Annotated in this window: 12 protein-coding genes; 2 read left to right on the forward strand and 10 right to left on the reverse strand. The window is 71.9% G+C overall.

Features of this window, described 5'->3' with window-relative positions:
• Positions 1-83 precede the first annotated feature (83 nt).
• From FPZ22_RS06965 to FPZ22_RS07000, 8 genes are all read right to left on the reverse strand, one after another.
• Positions 84-1,955 (reverse strand): phospholipase D family protein, encoded by a 1,872-nt coding sequence (locus FPZ22_RS06965; RefSeq protein ID WP_144891615.1) that lies wholly within the window; start codon positions 1,953-1,955, stop codon positions 84-86.
• Positions 1,952-2,518 (reverse strand): YceI family protein, encoded by a 567-nt coding sequence (locus FPZ22_RS13630; protein WP_168198962.1) that lies wholly within the window; start codon positions 2,516-2,518, stop codon positions 1,952-1,954. The genes FPZ22_RS06965 and FPZ22_RS13630 overlap by 4 nt, the downstream gene beginning before the upstream one ends.
• Positions 2,515-3,003, reverse strand: coding sequence for a SixA phosphatase family protein (locus FPZ22_RS06975; protein WP_144894013.1), 489 nt, complete (start codon positions 3,001-3,003; stop codon positions 2,515-2,517). The genes FPZ22_RS13630 and FPZ22_RS06975 overlap by 4 nt, the downstream gene beginning before the upstream one ends.
• A 32-nt stretch (positions 3,004-3,035) precedes the next feature.
• Entirely contained in the window at positions 3,036-3,671 is a 636-nt protein-coding gene (locus tag FPZ22_RS06980) for a ParA family protein (protein WP_144891619.1), read from the reverse strand.
• Positions 3,672-3,774: 103 nt separating this feature from the next.
• Entirely contained in the window at positions 3,775-4,827 is a 1,053-nt protein-coding gene (locus FPZ22_RS06985; protein WP_144891621.1) for a hypothetical protein, read from the reverse strand.
• An 89-nt stretch (positions 4,828-4,916) separates the two neighbouring features.
• Positions 4,917-6,638 carry a gamma-glutamyltransferase gene (gene ggt, locus FPZ22_RS06990; protein ID WP_144891623.1) on the reverse strand — a complete coding sequence of 574 codons (1,722 nt, stop codon included), beginning with the start codon at positions 6,636-6,638 and terminating at the stop codon, positions 4,917-4,919.
• Between the two features lie 73 nt (positions 6,639-6,711).
• Positions 6,712-7,347, reverse strand: coding sequence for a tetratricopeptide repeat protein (locus FPZ22_RS06995; protein ID WP_144891625.1), 636 nt, complete (start codon positions 7,345-7,347; stop codon positions 6,712-6,714).
• A gap of 63 nt (positions 7,348-7,410) precedes the next feature.
• Positions 7,411-9,231: a putative bifunctional diguanylate cyclase/phosphodiesterase gene (locus tag FPZ22_RS07000; protein ID WP_144891627.1), complete on the reverse strand. Its 1,821-nt coding sequence runs from the start codon at positions 9,229-9,231 to the stop codon at positions 7,411-7,413.
• Between the two features lie 174 nt (positions 9,232-9,405).
• On the opposite strand from FPZ22_RS07000, the gene FPZ22_RS07005 reads away from it, so the two are divergent.
• Together FPZ22_RS07005 and FPZ22_RS07010 are read left to right on the forward strand one after the other, a co-directional pair.
• Positions 9,406-13,185: an indolepyruvate ferredoxin oxidoreductase family protein gene (locus FPZ22_RS07005; protein WP_144891629.1), complete on the forward strand. Its 3,780-nt coding sequence runs from the start codon at positions 9,406-9,408 to the stop codon at positions 13,183-13,185.
• 138 nt (positions 13,186-13,323) lie between these two features.
• Positions 13,324-14,094, forward strand: a complete 771-nt coding sequence (locus FPZ22_RS07010) for a DUF2189 domain-containing protein (RefSeq protein ID WP_168198963.1) — start codon at positions 13,324-13,326, stop codon at positions 14,092-14,094.
• 12 nt (positions 14,095-14,106) lie between these two features.
• On the opposite strand, the gene FPZ22_RS07015 is transcribed toward FPZ22_RS07010, so the two are convergent.
• A complete protein-coding gene (locus FPZ22_RS07015) occupies positions 14,107-14,343 on the reverse strand; it encodes a hypothetical protein (protein WP_144891632.1) in 237 nt (78 codons plus the stop codon).
• A 108-nt stretch (positions 14,344-14,451) separates the two neighbouring features.
• Positions 14,452-15,399 (reverse strand): aldo/keto reductase, encoded by a 948-nt coding sequence (locus tag FPZ22_RS07020; RefSeq protein WP_144891634.1) that lies wholly within the window; start codon positions 15,397-15,399, stop codon positions 14,452-14,454.
• Positions 15,400-15,444 lie beyond the last annotated feature (45 nt).

The raw sequence follows: 15,444 nt of genomic DNA on the forward strand, positions 1-15,444 counted from the left end.
ACACCACCCCCCTACTGCAATAGGCCAAAGGTCACGCACGCCCGCGCCGGCATGTCCTGCCGACGAACGGTGCCCGGAGGTGTTCAGAGGATCGGGGCCAGCCCGACGCCGAAGGCGGTGAAGATCCGCGTCAGCAGGGTCCTGAGGCCGGTGCGGACCTCGGGAAAGTCGCCGACCGGCTCGTGGCATCCGCGGAACCGCGGGTCGTGCAGCGGCGGCGGCTCCAGGCATCCCGGCCCGGGCCGGAATTCGTAGCTGGTCGCGTAGCGGTTGGGCCACAGGTCGAACACCGGCAGCGATTCCGAGACCTTGCCGAGGGAATAGTCCAGGCCCGACAGCACCACCGGCCGGTCGCGGGGCGCGATGACCCAGGCGTTGGCCGGCGCCATGTCGCGACGGAGGCTCGCGGCCAGCGCGTGCGCGAACGACGGATCCTCGATCACCACCGCGCTCTCGGTGTTGTAGTTGTCGCCACGCGGGTCGAAGTTGTGGGTGCCGACCACGCCGACGCGCTCGTCCACCACCAGCGATTTCGCGTGCATCCCGAAGCGCACGCCGCCGCGGAGCAGGGGCACCCGTTCGTGGGCCGAGAAGCCGGACCAGCGCAGCGCCGAATACTCGCGCTCGAGCGGCCGTGCGCGCCGGCGCCCATGCGTGGACTCCGCTGCCTCGAGGTCCACGGTGCCCGTGGCCTCGACGTCGATCGGCGCATCCTGCGGGAACGGCTTGTACTCGTGGATCTCGAAGCCGAACTCGCGCAGGTGCCGGCGCTTGTACTTGTACGACAGCGCATAGGTGATGAAGGCGTCGGTGGCGGCCAGGCTGTTGGTCGAGACCCGCACCCGCGGCGGATCGTCGCGCTGGCGCAGCTCGCGGAAGAGATCCTGCGCCGCGGGCGAGAGCACCAGGTAGGGCGTCTGCAGCAGCACTTCCTCGCGCGCGCCCTCGATCAACTCGCGCAGGCCGCGCGTGGACGGCGCCACGTCGCCGTAGTCACGGCGGTGCTTTTCCGGCGGGTCGGAGATGAAGACCACCTCGCCTACCGGAAGGGCCTGCGCGGCAAGCGCGTCGACCAGCCGTGGATCGTCGGCGTCGCGGGAGATCCGCTCCACCCGCGCCGGCAGCTTGAAGGGTTCGTGCGGCAGCGGCGGCACCCCGTTGCGCAGCAGCAGGCGGCCGACGTCCCTGAGCCCCGGCAGCGTGCGGGTCAGGCGCGCGTTCCAGTATTCCTCGAAGCTGGCCGCCATCTCCGCCACCACAGGCCCGGCCACGAAGAGGTCGCGGTCGCGGAAGTTGTACTCCGGGTCCCAGTCGAAGTAGCTGTCCTGGTAATTGCGCCCCCCGGTGATGCCGGCGATGCCGTCCACCAGCAGCAGCTTGTTGTGCATGCGCTGGTTGAGCCGCCGCCAGCAGCAGGCCGCGGCCAGCACGTACTGGGGGTAGGTGATGCGCGCGCGCCCGAGCAGCGGGTTGTAGATGCGCATCTCGAAGTTGGCGTGGGCACCCGACAGCGCCGCCAGCGTCTGCACCTCGCGCAGCGCCGAGAGCTGGTCCACCAGCAGTCGCACCCGCACCCCGCGCCGCGCCGCGGCCAGCAGTTCGTCGAGGAACAGGTGGCCGGCGTCGTCCTCGTCGAAGATGTAGGTCTGCACGTCGAGCGCGCGCTGCGCCGAGCGCACCAGGCTCAGCCGCGCCAGAAGGGCGTCCTGACCGTAGTCGATGATCAGCGCGTGGTGGCGCGGTGCACCGGGGGCGCTGCCGTCCAGCGCATCCTCGCCCAGCGCGCGCAGCGCCGAGGGCGTGGCGCAGGCGTCGTCGCGGGCACAGTCCACCCGTACCGGGCGCGCGGCCTCGGCCACGCGCGAGGCGGCGGCGCCCTGCTCGGGCGTCAGGGTGGCGCAGCCGCCGGCGGCCAGCGCCGCGACCAGCGCCAGCAGCCTGAGCAGCGGACTCATTCCGCCTCCCCCGCCAGATGGATGCGGAACTCGAAGCGCACCTTGCCGGCGATGGCGAACGTCCAGCGGTTCATGCCGTAGTGCCCGCGGTCGATCACGCCGGCCACCCGCACCGGACAGTCCAGCGCCGGCCGGTCGCAGGCCGAGGGCGCCACGATGAAGACCTCGCGGCGCTGCACGTCGCGGATGTGGAGCACGCCCGGGAGCGGCCCACCTTCGGCGAGCAGGCGCGCGTCGAAGGGATCGGACTCGAAGGTCACCCACGGATAGCGCTCGGCGTCGAAGAAGCCGCGGCCGCGCGCGAAGTAGCTGTGGCGGCGGCTGCCCACGATCTCGACATGGGTCGCCGACAGCGACACCCGCACCCGCCGCCGCCCGTCGTCGAGCCGGGTCAGCCGGCCTTCGAGGACCGGAAAACGCCCCAGGACCAGTTCGCCCCAGCGCGTGACCAGCTCGAAGCCGGCCTCGGACGCGAGCGGATCGATCTCGGACGCGCGGGCCGGCAACGCCGCCAGCAGGACGACGAGGAGGAATGGCCAGACGGTCGCACAGGCACGGCTCACGGCCACCAGAAGTCGACGAGGCTGGCCGCGCCGGGTTCGACCTCGGCGCCGACCTGCAGCCGCAGCAGGGCGATCGCGCCCGGCGGCATCCCGCGGTAGTCGCCCGACTGGCCGCTGTACAGCAGCGCGGCCAGGCGCTCCAGGCCCGGGTTGTGTCCGACCAGCATCAAACGCCCGACGTCGCGGTAACGGTCGGCCAGCGCGGCCAGGGTGCCCGGCGTGGCCTCGTAGATGGCCGGCTCCAGCCGCTGGTCGACGTAGCCGACCACCGAGAGCACGGTTTCCAGGGTTTCGCGCGTGCGCCGCGCCGGCGAGCACAGCACCTGGTCGGGTACCAGCTGGCGTTCCAGCAGCCAGCGGCCGGCGGACTCGGCCTCGGCCTGTCCTTCCGGCGACAGCGGCCGATCGAAATCCGCCTGTCCCGGGCCGGCCTGCTCCGCGTGGGCGTGGCGCAGCAGCAGGATCTCCCTCGTATCGGTCGCCATGTTCCTGTCCTTTCCTTGCGCGCCGGTGACGCTCAGGCCCTGCGCAGCCATGTGAGCAGCGTTTCCCAGTCCTCCTGGTGGCCGCGGACCCGGGTCGAGCGGTAGTCGAACAGGCTGCGCCCCAGCCCCACGAGCAGAACATAGGCCTGGCTGTCCCGCAGCGAGGCCACCACCGGATAGGGCCATTGCGCGAGCAGGTCGAGCGTGGCCTGGGACGCGCTGGTCCAGGGCTTCATGCGGTTGGCCACCAGGCCCACGCGCAGTTCGCCGCGCCGGACCCGTGGGTGCTGGGCCAGGGTGTTGAGGAAGGGCACGGTGGCGTCGAGGTCCAGCGCCGAAGGCTGCACCGGCACCACCACCGCGTCGGCGTGCTCGAGCCAGGCGTCCAGGTCATCGGCCATGGAGCCGGCCGGCGCGTCGATGATCACGCGCTGGGTGTCCTCGGGCAGCGACTTCCACGTCGACTTCGCGCGGCGGGCGCCGGCGATCGGCAGCACCGCGCTGTCCATTCCGGCGCGGCGCTCCGCCCAGCGCATGGAGGACTGCTGCGGATCGGCGTCGATGATCGCGGTGCGCAGACCGTCGACCGCCGCGTGCGCGGCGAGGTGGGTCGCGACCGTGGTCTTGCCCGCACCGCCCTTGGAACTGGCCACCAGCACCGTCTTCATCCGAGCTCCTGTCAGGGCTTCCACATCGCACGATCGAGGGTACACCGCCCCGCGTGACGCCGCGCACCCGGAGTGCCTCTCCCTCCCACCATCGCGGGCCCGCTCAGCGCGGCGGGCGCTGCCAGGGCGCGCGCCATGCGGCCGGGGGCTCCTGGGCCAGGCCGGCGGCGGCGAGCGTGCGGCGCACGATCGCGTCCTCGGTGTCGATCGCGGGATCGGCGAGCAAGCGCGCCTGGCGCTCCGCGGCAGCCGCATCACCGTCTTCGCGCGCGGCCAGTTCCGCCAGCTGCTCCTGGCGCCAGTCCACGCCGCGGCGGCGCGCGTCCAGCGGCGCGCGCTCGGCAGCGCTGCGCGTGAGTGCGCGCGCCATCGACAGGCCGATGCGCTCGTCCAGCACCGTCTGCGGCCGCGCCAGCAGCAGGTCGGCCATGTGCCGGCAGGCTTCGGGGCGGCCGGCGGCGCGAAGCCCGCGCCCGGTGCAGGCGCCGAGCACGTCGCGGTAGTCGGGCTCCAGCAGGCCCTGCAGCGACGAGGCCCAGATCGCCGCGTTCGCGGCCGCGGACGGCGGGGCACCGTCCCCCAGGGCCGCCCATTCGGCCGCGCCGGGCGGATGGCGGGCCAGCGCCGACGTGATCCAGTGCAGCACGGGGTACGGGTCCGGAGCGTTGCGGCTGGACCGCGCCGCCGCGGCAAGCACCTCCTCCGCGCCGAGCCCCTGGTGCATGAGCGGTGCCAGGTTGCCGGGCGACAGCGACTGCCAGCGGCGTGCGGCCGCGGCCGCGGCGGCCTGGTCGCCGGATGCATGGCCCGCGGCCATGAGCAGCTGCTGGGTGATGGTGTCGCCCGCGCCGCCGGCCACGGCTTCGAGACGCCAGCGTTCGACATCCGCCGCAGCGACACCGCCCTCGCCCTGGCTCCGTACCGTCGCCTCGATCAGCACGGCAAGGGCGAGGTCGCGCGCACCGTCCGAGCGTCCCAGCGCCCGGGCCACGCGCAGTCCGTAGGCCTGCCAGGCGGCGGCGCGCGCCTGCGCACGCTCCGCCTCCCGCGCGTCCGGCCGCGATTCCGGCGCCGGCCGGAGATCCGGCATCTGCGCGAACGCGGGCGCCGCGAGCAGCGTCGAGGCCAGCAGGGGCAACAGGACACGGATGCGCATGTGCGGCTCCATCGGCGGAAGAGTCGCCGCAGCATATCCGCGGTCCGCGTCGCGACCGCGCCATCGCGGCCGCACGCTGCATGCGGCGTTCAGTAGCCGGCGGCCTGGCCGTCCTTGCGGGACTCGCTGGCGCCGGTCCAGCCGCCCTGGGGGTTGGCCATGATCGCCTGGTACCCGCCGTAAGGGCCCTGCGCCCAGCGCACCGAGTGCCCGAGATCCATCAACGCCCGCACGGTGGCCTGCGGGAAGCCGGATTCCAGCTCGATGCGGCCGCCGTCGCTCATCACCGTCGCCCGCCCGGCCGGCTCGGTGGAGCCGTCATGGTGGATCCGCGGCGCGTCGCCGGCCTCCTGCAGGTTCATGCCGAAATCGATCATGTTGAGCAGGATCTGCACGTGGCCCTGCGGCTGCATCGCACCGCCCATGACGCCGTAGGACAGCCAGGGCGCGCCGTCCTTCGTGACGAAGGCCGGGATGATGGTGTGGAAGGGCCGTTTGCCCGGCGCGTAGGCGTTGGGATGCGACGCGTCGCCGAGCACGAACTGCTCGCCCCGGTCCTGCAGGATGAAACCCAGTCCCGTCGGCGCCATGCCGCTGCCCATGCCGCGGTAGTTGGACTGGATCAGCGAGACCATCATGCCGTCGGCATCGGCGGTGGTGAGGTAGATGGTGTCGCCCTCCTCCAACTGCCGCGGCGTGCCCGGCTGGGCCTCGCGCAGCACGCGGTCGGGCGAGATCAGCCTGCCGCGCTCCCGTGCGTACTCCTTGGAGATCAGCTTCGCCACCGGCGCCGGATGGAAGGCGGGGTCGGCGTACCAGCGCGCGCGATCGGCGAAGGCGAGCTTCTTGGCTTCGACGAACAGGTGCACGTGCTCCGGGCTGCCGAAACCGTACGAAGCGAGGTCGTACGGCTCCAGCAGGTTCAGGATCTGCAGCGCGGCGATGCCCTGGCCGTTGGGCGGCAGCTCCCAGACGTCGTAGCCGCGGTAGCGGGTCGACACCGGCTCGACCCATTCTCCCCGGTGCGCGGCCATGTCCTCGTACGAGAGGAAGCCGTCGTGCGCCCTGAAGTACGCATCGATGGTGCGCGCGATGTCGCCGGCGTAGAAGGCATCGCGGCCACCGTCGGCGATCTTCTGCAGGGTGTCGGCCAGGTTCGGGTTCTTCCAGGTCTCGCCGGTGCGCGGCGCGCGGCGGCCCTGGCCGTCGGCGACGGTGAACTGCTCGCTGAAGCCCGGCCACTTCGACAGGCGCGGCACCGAGCGCGCCCAGTAATAGGCGATGGTCTCGTGCACGGGATGCCCGTCGCGCGCATAGCGGATCGCCGGGGCGAGGTTCTGCGCCATCGTGCGTCGACCGAAGCGCTCGTGCAGGGCGAACCAGCCGTCCACCGTGCCCGGCACCGTGACCGGCAGCGGCCCGTGCGGCGGGATGTCGTCGAGCCCGCGGCGCGCGAACTCGGCCGCGGTGAGCGACTTCGGCGAGCGGCCCGAGCCGTTGTAGCCGTGCAGCTTCCGCGTCTTCGGGTCCCAGACGATGGCGAACAGGTCGCCGCCGATGCCGTTGCCGGTCGGCTCCATCAGCCCCAGTGCGGCGTTGGCGGCGATCGCGGCGTCCACTGCCGAGCCGCCCGCCTTCATCACGTCCAGCGCGATCTGGGTCGCCAGCGGGTGCGAGGTGGCGGCCATCGCGCTGGGCGCGTGCACCTCGCTGCGGGTCGCGAAGGGCTGGCCGGTGATGCGGTCGGCGGCGCCTGCCGGCGCGAGCGCGAGCAGCAGGACGGGAAGCAGGACTCGGATGCGGACGGACATGCGGGCACGGAAGCAGCGGCGGGACTGCGACCTTAGCAAGGCGGCCCGCCTTCCGGGCCCCGCGGCAGGCCGGTCAGGGCCAGGCGGGCGGGTCCGCCTGCCAGGCGGCGGCGACCTCGGCCAGCACTGCACGGTCGGCGTCGGTCCAGTCCGGCAGCAGGCGGGCCAGGTCGGGCGAATGCCACAGCTGCGGCTCGGTGCGCACGGCGGCGGCATACCAGCGCACGGCTTCCTCGCGGCGCTCGAGCCGCCACAGGCCAAGGGCCAGGGTCGGAGGCAGCCATGCCGGCCCCTTCAGGCGATCGGTGCCGGCGATGCGCCACTGCTCCAGCGCGCCGGCCACATCGCCGCTGCGGTACAGGTCCCAGCCGTGGTTCCAGTGCAGTGCGTCGCGCTGGCGCGTGTTGTCCGGGCGCTGCCTGGCCTCCGCATAAAGCGAGGCGCCGATCTCGCTGCGGCCGCCGGCATACGCGATCCGCGCCAGCTGCGCGGTGGCCAGCACGGCGTCGCGGCGGCCGCGCTCGCGGACCTTGAGCAGGCGGTCGACGGTCTCGTCGTCGCTGCCGGGATACAGCTCCAGCGGCCGCGCCACATGGACATCGGGCTCGAAGTAGAACTCCTTCGGCCCCGGGATCTCCTGCGCCCACAGACCCAGCGGAACGGCCGCGAGAACGACTGCGCCGATCCGGCGCGCGATGGTGAGATTCATTGCTTCACTGCGATGACGGGGCCCCTCTCCCCGCAAGCATGGTAGCGGCTGCTGCCCGCGGATTCAGCCCGGACGGGCGAACATCCCGCGCAGGTCGGCCTCCGGCATGGCGCGCCCGTAGTGGTAGCCCTGCGCCTTGACCACGCCGCATTCCAGCAGCGCATCCGCCTGGCGCGGGGTCTCCACGCCCTCCGCGACCACGACCAGTCCGGCCTTGTCCGCCACCGCCACCACCGAGCACACGATCGCCATGTCCAGCGGATCGTCCGGCAGGTCGGCGACGAAGTCGCGGTCGATCTTCAGGCCGTCGATCGGCAGGTGCTTGAGCCGCGCGAACGAGGAGTGGCCGGTGCCGAAGTCGTCGAGGACCATGTGCACTCCCAGCGCGCGCAGCCGCCCCAGGGCGTCGATCGCGATCGGCGTGTCGGGAAGCAGGGCCGTCTCCGTGAGCTCCAGCCACAGCCGGCCCGGCGCCAGGCCCGAGGCCTCGAGCGCGGCGGCGACGTCGGGGACCAGTCCCGGCTGTGCGACCTGGCGCGCGGACACATTGACCGAGAGCTGCGGCGGGGGCTCCCCTTCGACGCCCTGCCACGCCGCCGCCGCCGTGCAGGCTTCGACCAGGACCCAGCGCCCCAGGGGCACGATCAGCCCGGAAGACTCGGCCACGTCGATGAACTCGCAGGCCGGTCGCCAGACGGCGCCGTCGTGCCAGCGCAGCAGGGCCTCGGCGCCACGGATGCGGCCGGCCGCCAGGTCGACCACCGGCTGGTAGTGCACGTGCAGATTGCCGCGCTCGTGCGCCTCGCGCAGCGCGCGCTCGGTCCGCATCCGCTTCAGAAGCCCGCGGTGCCGGCCGGCATCGAACACTTCGCAGCGCTCCAGCCCGCCCATGCTGCGAACGCGCTGTACGGCGAGTTCCGCGTTGCGCAGCAAGCGGTCCGCCGAGGGTTCGGCCAGGTCGTGCGAGAAGGCGATTCCGGCCCAGGCGCGCAGCCCGCTCGGCGTCCCCGCCTGTTCGGCAAGCTCCATGCAGCGGCCGGCCAGGTCCAGCGCCGCCACTCCGCGCAGGCTGCGGTGGGGGACGAGGGCGAAGGCATCGTCGCGCACCCGTGCCAGCGTCGCCTCCGCGCCGATGCCGTCGCGCAGCGCCGACGCCACCGCGGCGAGCCCGGCCACGCGATCGCCCTCGTCGATCTCGACCTGGAGATGAATCACGGTGACCGCGCGATCCGCGGTGCGCAGCGCGCTGTGGACCACCTCCAGCAGGTGGTCGCGATTGGGCAGGTTGGTCTGCGGGTCGTGCAGTTCGAGATAGCGCAGGCGGCGTTCCGCGGCACGGCGGCGGCAGATCTCGGCCAGTATCACCACGCAGTCCGCGATGCTGGCGGCGAAGGCCCGGTCGGCGACGCTCCAGGCCCGCTGGCGGCCCACCTGTTCGTGGCCGACCACGCCCAGGAGCTCGCCATCGCCGCGCACCGGCGCATCCAGCAGCGAGGCCACGCCGTGGCGCTCGAAATAGTCGCCCAGCGCCTCGCGCGAAGCTGTCAGGGCCTCGTGCTGCTGCACGTCCTCGGCATCGATCAGTCTCACGTCGTCGAGCCAGCGGCGGTATTCGCGGACGTCGAGGGTCTCGTCGTAGCCCGGCGGATTGTGGACGCCGCCGTTGCGCTGGTCGTAGGAATGGATGCAGCGGAGCACGTGCCGGTCCGGATCCAGGCGCCAGACGTTGACCCGCTCGACCCCCAGGGTCTCGGCGGCAACCTCGCAGATCCGGGCCAGTCCCGACTCCAGGCTCTGCTGCGTCGAGATATCGCGGGTGAGCGCGACCAGCGCCCGGCCATACCGCCGCGCGCGAGCATCTTCTTCGAGCACCCGTTGGGGCATCGGACCATCTCCTCCCCCGGAGAATGGCTCCGGGCAGGCATCTAGCACCCGCGGGTGTTAAGCCGGAATCATGGAAAACGCACCCGCTGCTAGAATCCGCGCCGCTTCGCGTGCCCGCCGGACCGGCACGGGCGCACCCTCCGCCAGCGTCCTGCCTGCCACGGGCCTCCGTTCATGACCAGCACCGCCGAACTCTCCTCGCCCGCCTCCGCGAACACCTCCCTGACCCGGGGCGTGACCGATCCCGACTACACGCTCGAAGACAAGTACACGCGCACACAGGGGCGGATCTACCTGTCCGGCGTCCAGGCCCTGGTGCGGCTGCCGATGATGCAGCGCCTGCGCGACCAGGCCGCGGGACTCGATACGGGCGGCTTCGTGTCCGGCTACCGCGGATCGCCGCTGGGCGGCTTCGATCTGGAACTGTGGCGCGCCCGCAAGCACCTGGACGGCGCGAACGTGCGCTTCCAACCGGGCCTGAACGAGGACCTCGGCGCGACCATGGTCTGGGGCACGCAGCAGACCACCCTGTTCCCGGGCGCGACCGTCGATGGCGTGTTCGGCATGTGGTACGGCAAGGGTCCGGGCGTGGACCGCTCGGGCGACGTGTTCAAGCATGCCAACGCCGCGGGCACCTCGAAGCACGGCGGCGTGCTGGCGCTGGCCGCCGATGACCACGCCTGCCGCTCGTCCACCCTGCCGCACGGCTCGGAGGGCGAGTTCACCAGCGCGCTGATGCCGATCCTCAACCCGGCCGGCGTCCAGGACATCCTCGACATGGGCCTGGTCGGCTGGGCGATGAGCCGCTACACCGGGCGCTGGATCGGCTTCAAGACGATCGCGGAGACCGTGGAATCCTCGGCTTCGGTCGACGTCGATCCGTTCGCGGTCGAGATCGTGACCCCGGACGACTTCGACCTGCCGCCGGGCGGCCTCGGCATCCGCTGGCCGGATCCGCCGATGGAGCAGGAGATGCGCCTGCACCGGTATGCGGTGAAGGCGGCACAGGCCTTCGCCCGCGCCAACCGCATCGACCGCGTGGTGATCGACTCGCCGGATGCGCGCCTGGGCATCGCCACCACCGGCAAGAGCTACCTCGACGTGCTGCAGGCCCTGGAGTACCTGGGTCTCGACGCGCGCGCCTGCGCGGAGCTCGGCATCCGTGTCTACAAGATCGGCATGACCTGGCCGCTGGAGCCGGTGGGCATCCGCGCCTTCGCGCGCGGCCTCGAGGACATCCTCGTCGTCGAGGAGAAGCTGTCCTTCATCGAGAGCCAGATGAAGGAGCTGTTCTACAACTTCGACTTCGGGCTCGACGGCGGCCGCCGTCCGTCGATCGTCGGCAAGCACGACGAGTCCGGCGAGTGGATCCTGCCCTCCACCGGCGAGCTGACGCCGGCGACCATCGCCGGCGTGATCGCGCGCCGCATCCTGCGCTTCATGCCCGAGGGCAGCGATGGCGCCGCGCGCATCCACGCGGTGCTGCGCTGGATGGAGGAGAAGGAAGGCGCGCTGGCGCTGCCGCGCGCGCAGTTCCCGCGCGTGCCTCACTACTGCTCGGGCTGCCCGCACAACACCTCGACGAAGGTGCCGGAAGGCTCGCGCGCCATGGCCGGCATCGGCTGCCACTACATGGTCACGTGGATGGACCGCAGCACCGACACCTTCACCCACATGGGCGGCGAAGGCGTGACCTGGTCGGGGCAGGCGCCCTTCACGGACACGCCGCACGTGTTCCAGAACCTCGGCGACGGCACCTACTTCCACTCCGGCACGCTGGCGATCCGCCAGTCGGTCGCGACCGGGGTCAACATCACCTACAAGATCCTCTACAACGACGCGGTGGCGATGACCGGCGGCCAGCCGGTGGACGGCACGCTGTCGGTGCCGCGGATCGCGCACCAGGTGCGCAGCGAGGGCGTCGAGGCGATCGCGCTGCTCTCCGACGAGATCGAGAAGTGGAGCGACCCTTCGATCTTCCCGGCCGGCGTCACCTTCCACGACCGCAGCGAGCTCGACGCCGTGCAGAAGCGCCTGCGCGAAGTGAAGGGCACCAGCGTCCTCATCTACGACCAGACCTGCGCCACCGAGAAGCGCCGCCGCCGCAAGCGCGGCAAGCTGCCGGACCCCGACAGGCGCGTGGCGATCAACTCGCTGGTCTGCGAAGGCTGCGGCGACTGCGGAGTGAAGTCGTTCTGCGTCTCGGTGCTGCCGAAGGAAACCGAGTTCGGACGCAAGCGCGAGATCGACCAGTCCGCCTGCAACAAGGACTTCAGCTGCGTCGAAGGCTTCTGCCCGAGCTTCGTCACCGTGCACGGCGGCAAGCCGCGCAAGGGCAAGCCGGCAACCGGCCTGTCGAAGCTCGCCAACCTGCCCGACCCGGTGTTCGCCAGCGACGGCTCGCGGCCCTGGAACATCCTGGTCACCGGCGTCGGCGGCACCGGCGTGGTGACCATCGGCGCGCTGCTGGGCATGGCCGGGCACCTGGAGGGCCGCGGTGCGACCGTGCTCGACCAGACGGGGCTCGCGCAGAAGGGCGGCGCGGTGACCACCCACATCCGCATCGCGCCGAGGCCGTCGGACATCCACGCCGTGCGCATCGCCGCCGGCGAGGCCGACCTCGTGCTGGGCTGCGACATGGTCGTGGTCAACGACTACTGGACGCTCTCCAAGCTGCGCGCCGGCCGATCGCAGGTGGTGATCAACAGCTACGAGGCGATGCCCGGCACCTTCACCATGCGCCCGGACATGCAGTTCCCGGCCACCGACATCATCAGCGCGGTGCGCAAGGCGCTGGGCGGCGGCGAGGACGTGGCGATGAGCGAGGCCGCGGCCGCCGCGCGTGCGCTCAACGTCGTCGATGCCACGCAGCTCGCCACCGCGCTGCTCGGCGACGCGATCGCCGCCAACCTGTTCATGCTCGGCTACGCCTGGCAGCGCGGCCTGGTGCCGCTGTCGCTGGATGCGCTGATGCGCGCGGTGGAACTCAACGGCGCGGCGATCGACATGAACAGGACGGCCTTCGCCTGGGGCCGCCTGGCGGCGGTCGACATCGAGGCGGTGTACGAGGCCGCCGGCATCGTGCGCAACCCGCGCACCCTGGCCGAGGCCACGCCCTCGCTGCTCGACCCGCTGCCGCCGGGCGACTGGGAGGGCAACGAGTGGGGCGCGACCAGCGCGCCGAAGCCGCAGCGCCGCGACGACGGGCTGCGCCACCTGCCGGCGAGCGCCGCCGGCACCGCGCCGGCCGGCGCCGACAACGTCGCCTTCCTGCCGCTGGACGACGCCCGCCTGTCGCGCAGCCTCGACGAGCTGGTCGCCCGCCGCACCGCCTTCCTCGCCGACTACCAGGACGCGAAGTACGCCCGCCGCTACGCCGACTTCATCGCCCGCGTGCGCACCGCCGAGGAGACCCGCGCGCCGGGCAGCACGGACCTCACCGAGGCCGTGTCGCGCTATTTCTTCAAGCTCATGGCCTACAAGGATGAATACGAAGTGGCACGGCTGTACACCAGCGGCGAGTTCGAGCGCCGGCTGAAGCAGCAGTTCGAGGGCGACTTCAGGCTTGAATTCCACCTCGCGCCGCCGCTGCTGGCCAGGCGCGACGCCCAAGGCCGGCTGCGCAAGCGGGCCTACGGCCCCTGGGTGTTCAGTGCGTTCAAACTGCTGGCGAGGCTCAAGGGACTGCGCGGCACGCCGCTGGACGTGTTCGGCTACACGGCCGAGCGGCGCATGGAGCGGCAGCTGATCGCCGACTACGAGCGCACCGTGGGGGGCCTGCTGGAGACGCTCGACGGCGGCAACGTCGACCTGGCGACGGAGATCGCCTCGATCCCCGAGCACATCCGCGGCTTCGGCCACGTCAAGCATGCGCACCTGGAGAAGGCGAAGGTGCGCGAGGCGGACCTGCTGCGGGAGTGGACGAACCCGCTGCGGATCGTGCAGGCGGCCTGAGCCTGCGCGGCGCCGCCTGTCGGCGTGATGAAGCCGGACACGGCCGTGGTGATAAAATCGCCACGACAAGCCCCCGCCGTCCATGCGGGCGGAACGCGGCTTCGGGTGGCTGGTCCTGTCCACACTCCGGAGGACGCCATGAAGACCTTGCACCCGGGCACACTGCCCTCGCATCCGGGCCACGGAGCGACGCATATCCGTTTCGGCGAACCGTTCCGATGGCTTTCCCACGGGTTCGGTGACTTCCTGCGCACACCTTCCGTCGGCCTCGTGTACGGCCTGATGGTCACCGTGATGGGCTGGCTGGTCCTCGCGCTCGGCAACCACCCCTATTTCATCGCCGCGGCGGTGTCCGGCTTCCTGCTGGTCGGCCCGATCCTGGGCGCGGGACTGATCGAGGCCTCGCGCGCGATGGAGGCCGGCGACACCCCGACCGTCGACACATCGCTGCGCGGCCTCGGCCGCAACCGCTCTGCACTGGAGCGCTTCGCCATGGCTTCGCTGGCGCTTGCGGCCGCGTGGCTGGTGGTCTCCACCGTGGTGCTGAACGCCACGCTGGGACCCATCGCTCCCAACGTCGAACGGACGCTGTGGGACAGCGCGCTGCCGATGATGTCCTCCAGCCAGTGGCTCGCCTGGGCCGGTATCGGCGGCGTGCTCGCGGTGGTGGGCTACGCGCTCTCGGTCATCGCCGTGCCGCTGATGCTCGACCGGCACGCCAGCGCCGGCGACGCCATGCGTGGCAGCCTGCGCGCCGTGGCGCGGCATCCCCTGGCGAGCGCCGAGTGGGCGCTGCTGATCGCGCTGCTCACGGCGATCGGCATCGCCACCGCACTGGTGGGGCTGATCGTGCTCTACCCGGTGCTCGGGCATGCCAGCTGGCATGCGTACCGGGCGCTCCGCGAATAGGCGCGGGAACTCTCAGCCGCTGCAGCCCCCGCAGCACACCGAAGGCTGCTGCTCGACTTCGTCGGGCAGCACGTGGCCACCCACGCCGTTCAGCAGTTCCACCAGCTGGGCGGCGTCGATCGCCGCGTTCACGCGCAGGCCCTGCACCAGGTCGAGGTCGACCACCGACGCGGGATCGAACGCGAGCAGCGCGTCCTCGATGATCGCCAGCGGCGGCAAGGGCCGCGACGCGCGTACGTGGAACTCCATCCTCGTCTCCTGCACGCGGCGCCCATGGGCGCCGATGGCCCATGTTCACGCCACGCCGGGAGTGGCGCGCTGACCCAGGTCAAGCGCGCCGGGGCTCCCGATGCCCTTTCAGCCCAGCGCCTCGATGTGTTCGACCATGCGCCGGCGCACCGCCTCGTCCGGCAGCCGGCCGATGGCCGCTCCCAGGTTGTCGACGACGTTGCGCGGCTGGCTGGTGGACGGCGTGGCCACGGTCACCGCGGGGTTGGAGACCACGAACTTGAGGAAGAACTGGCCCCAGGTGGCGATGTCGTATTCCGCCGCCCAGTCCGGCAGCGCGCGGCCCTCCACCCGCTCCCACAGACGCCTGCGCCCGAACGGCGCGTAGGCCAGCACGCCGATGCCGCGTTCCCGCGCCAAGGGGAAGATGCGCTTTTCCATCGTGCGGTTGTCGACCGCGTAGTCGACGCCGATGAAGTCGAGCTCCTCCTGGCGCATGTGGCGCTCGAGGTCGGCGTACTGCTGTTCGAAGGTGGTGGTCAGGCCGATGTAGCGCACGCGTCCCGCGGCCTTGGCCTCGCGGAGGATGGCGAGCTGCGTGGCCACGTCGCCCAGGTTGTGCACCTGGACCAGGTCGATGGGCGATTTGCCGATGCGGGCGTAGGACTGTTCCAGCTGCGCGCGCGCCGCCGCCGGATCCGCCGCGCCGCCGTGGCGTCCCGCGACGTTGAGCTTGGTCGCCCAGAACAGCTTCTCGGCGAGGCCCGCTTCCTGCGCCGCGCGTCCGGCCACCTCTTCCGAAGCGCCGTAGCCCGGCGCGGTGTCGAACACGCGACCGCCCTCGCGCACCAGCGCCTCCAGGATCCCGCGGATGCGGGCGGTGTCGCCTTCGCCGGCAACGCGCGAAAACGAGGCCGAACTGCCCAGTCCCACGACCGGCAGCTGCTCGGTGGTGCCGGGAATGGCCCGGGTGATCAGCGCGCGCGGGCTGTCGTCGGCCAGCAGCAGCTTCGGGCTGATGGCGAGAGCCACGCCGGCGGCTGCCGAGAGCTTCAGGTAGTCGCGTCGCGTGATCATGCGCAGGTCCTCGGAGGCGGTGTGGGCCGCCAGTTCTAGCACGTA

The sequence above is a fragment of the Luteimonas granuli genome, from assembly GCF_007795095.1.
GTDB lineage: Bacteria > Pseudomonadota > Gammaproteobacteria > Xanthomonadales > Xanthomonadaceae > Luteimonas > Luteimonas granuli.

Excerpts from the sequence above, each read along its gene's own strand:
- FPZ22_RS06965 (WP_144891615.1), bottom strand. The coding sequence starts at position 1,955 with ATGAGTCCGCTGCTCAGGCTGCTGGCGCTGGTCGCGGCGCTGGCCGCC.
- FPZ22_RS06975 (WP_144894013.1), bottom strand. The coding sequence starts at position 3,003 with ATGGCGACCGATACGAGGGAGATCCTGCTGCTGCGCCACGCCCACGCG.
- FPZ22_RS06980 (WP_144891619.1), bottom strand. The coding sequence starts at position 3,671 with ATGAAGACGGTGCTGGTGGCCAGTTCCAAGGGCGGTGCGGGCAAGACC.
- FPZ22_RS06985 (WP_144891621.1), bottom strand. The coding sequence starts at position 4,827 with ATGCGCATCCGTGTCCTGTTGCCCCTGCTGGCCTCGACGCTGCTCGCG.
- ggt (WP_144891623.1), bottom strand. The coding sequence starts at position 6,638 with ATGTCCGTCCGCATCCGAGTCCTGCTTCCCGTCCTGCTGCTCGCGCTC.
- FPZ22_RS06995 (WP_144891625.1), bottom strand. The coding sequence starts at position 7,347 with ATGAATCTCACCATCGCGCGCCGGATCGGCGCAGTCGTTCTCGCGGCC.
- FPZ22_RS07000 (WP_144891627.1), bottom strand. The coding sequence starts at position 9,231 with ATGCCCCAACGGGTGCTCGAAGAAGATGCTCGCGCGCGGCGGTATGGC.
- FPZ22_RS07005 (WP_144891629.1), top strand. The coding sequence starts at position 9,406 with ATGACCAGCACCGCCGAACTCTCCTCGCCCGCCTCCGCGAACACCTCC.
- FPZ22_RS07010 (WP_168198963.1), top strand. The coding sequence starts at position 13,324 with ATGAAGACCTTGCACCCGGGCACACTGCCCTCGCATCCGGGCCACGGA.
- FPZ22_RS07015 (WP_144891632.1), bottom strand. The coding sequence starts at position 14,343 with ATGGAGTTCCACGTACGCGCGTCGCGGCCCTTGCCGCCGCTGGCGATC.
- FPZ22_RS07020 (WP_144891634.1), bottom strand. The coding sequence starts at position 15,399 with ATGATCACGCGACGCGACTACCTGAAGCTCTCGGCAGCCGCCGGCGTG.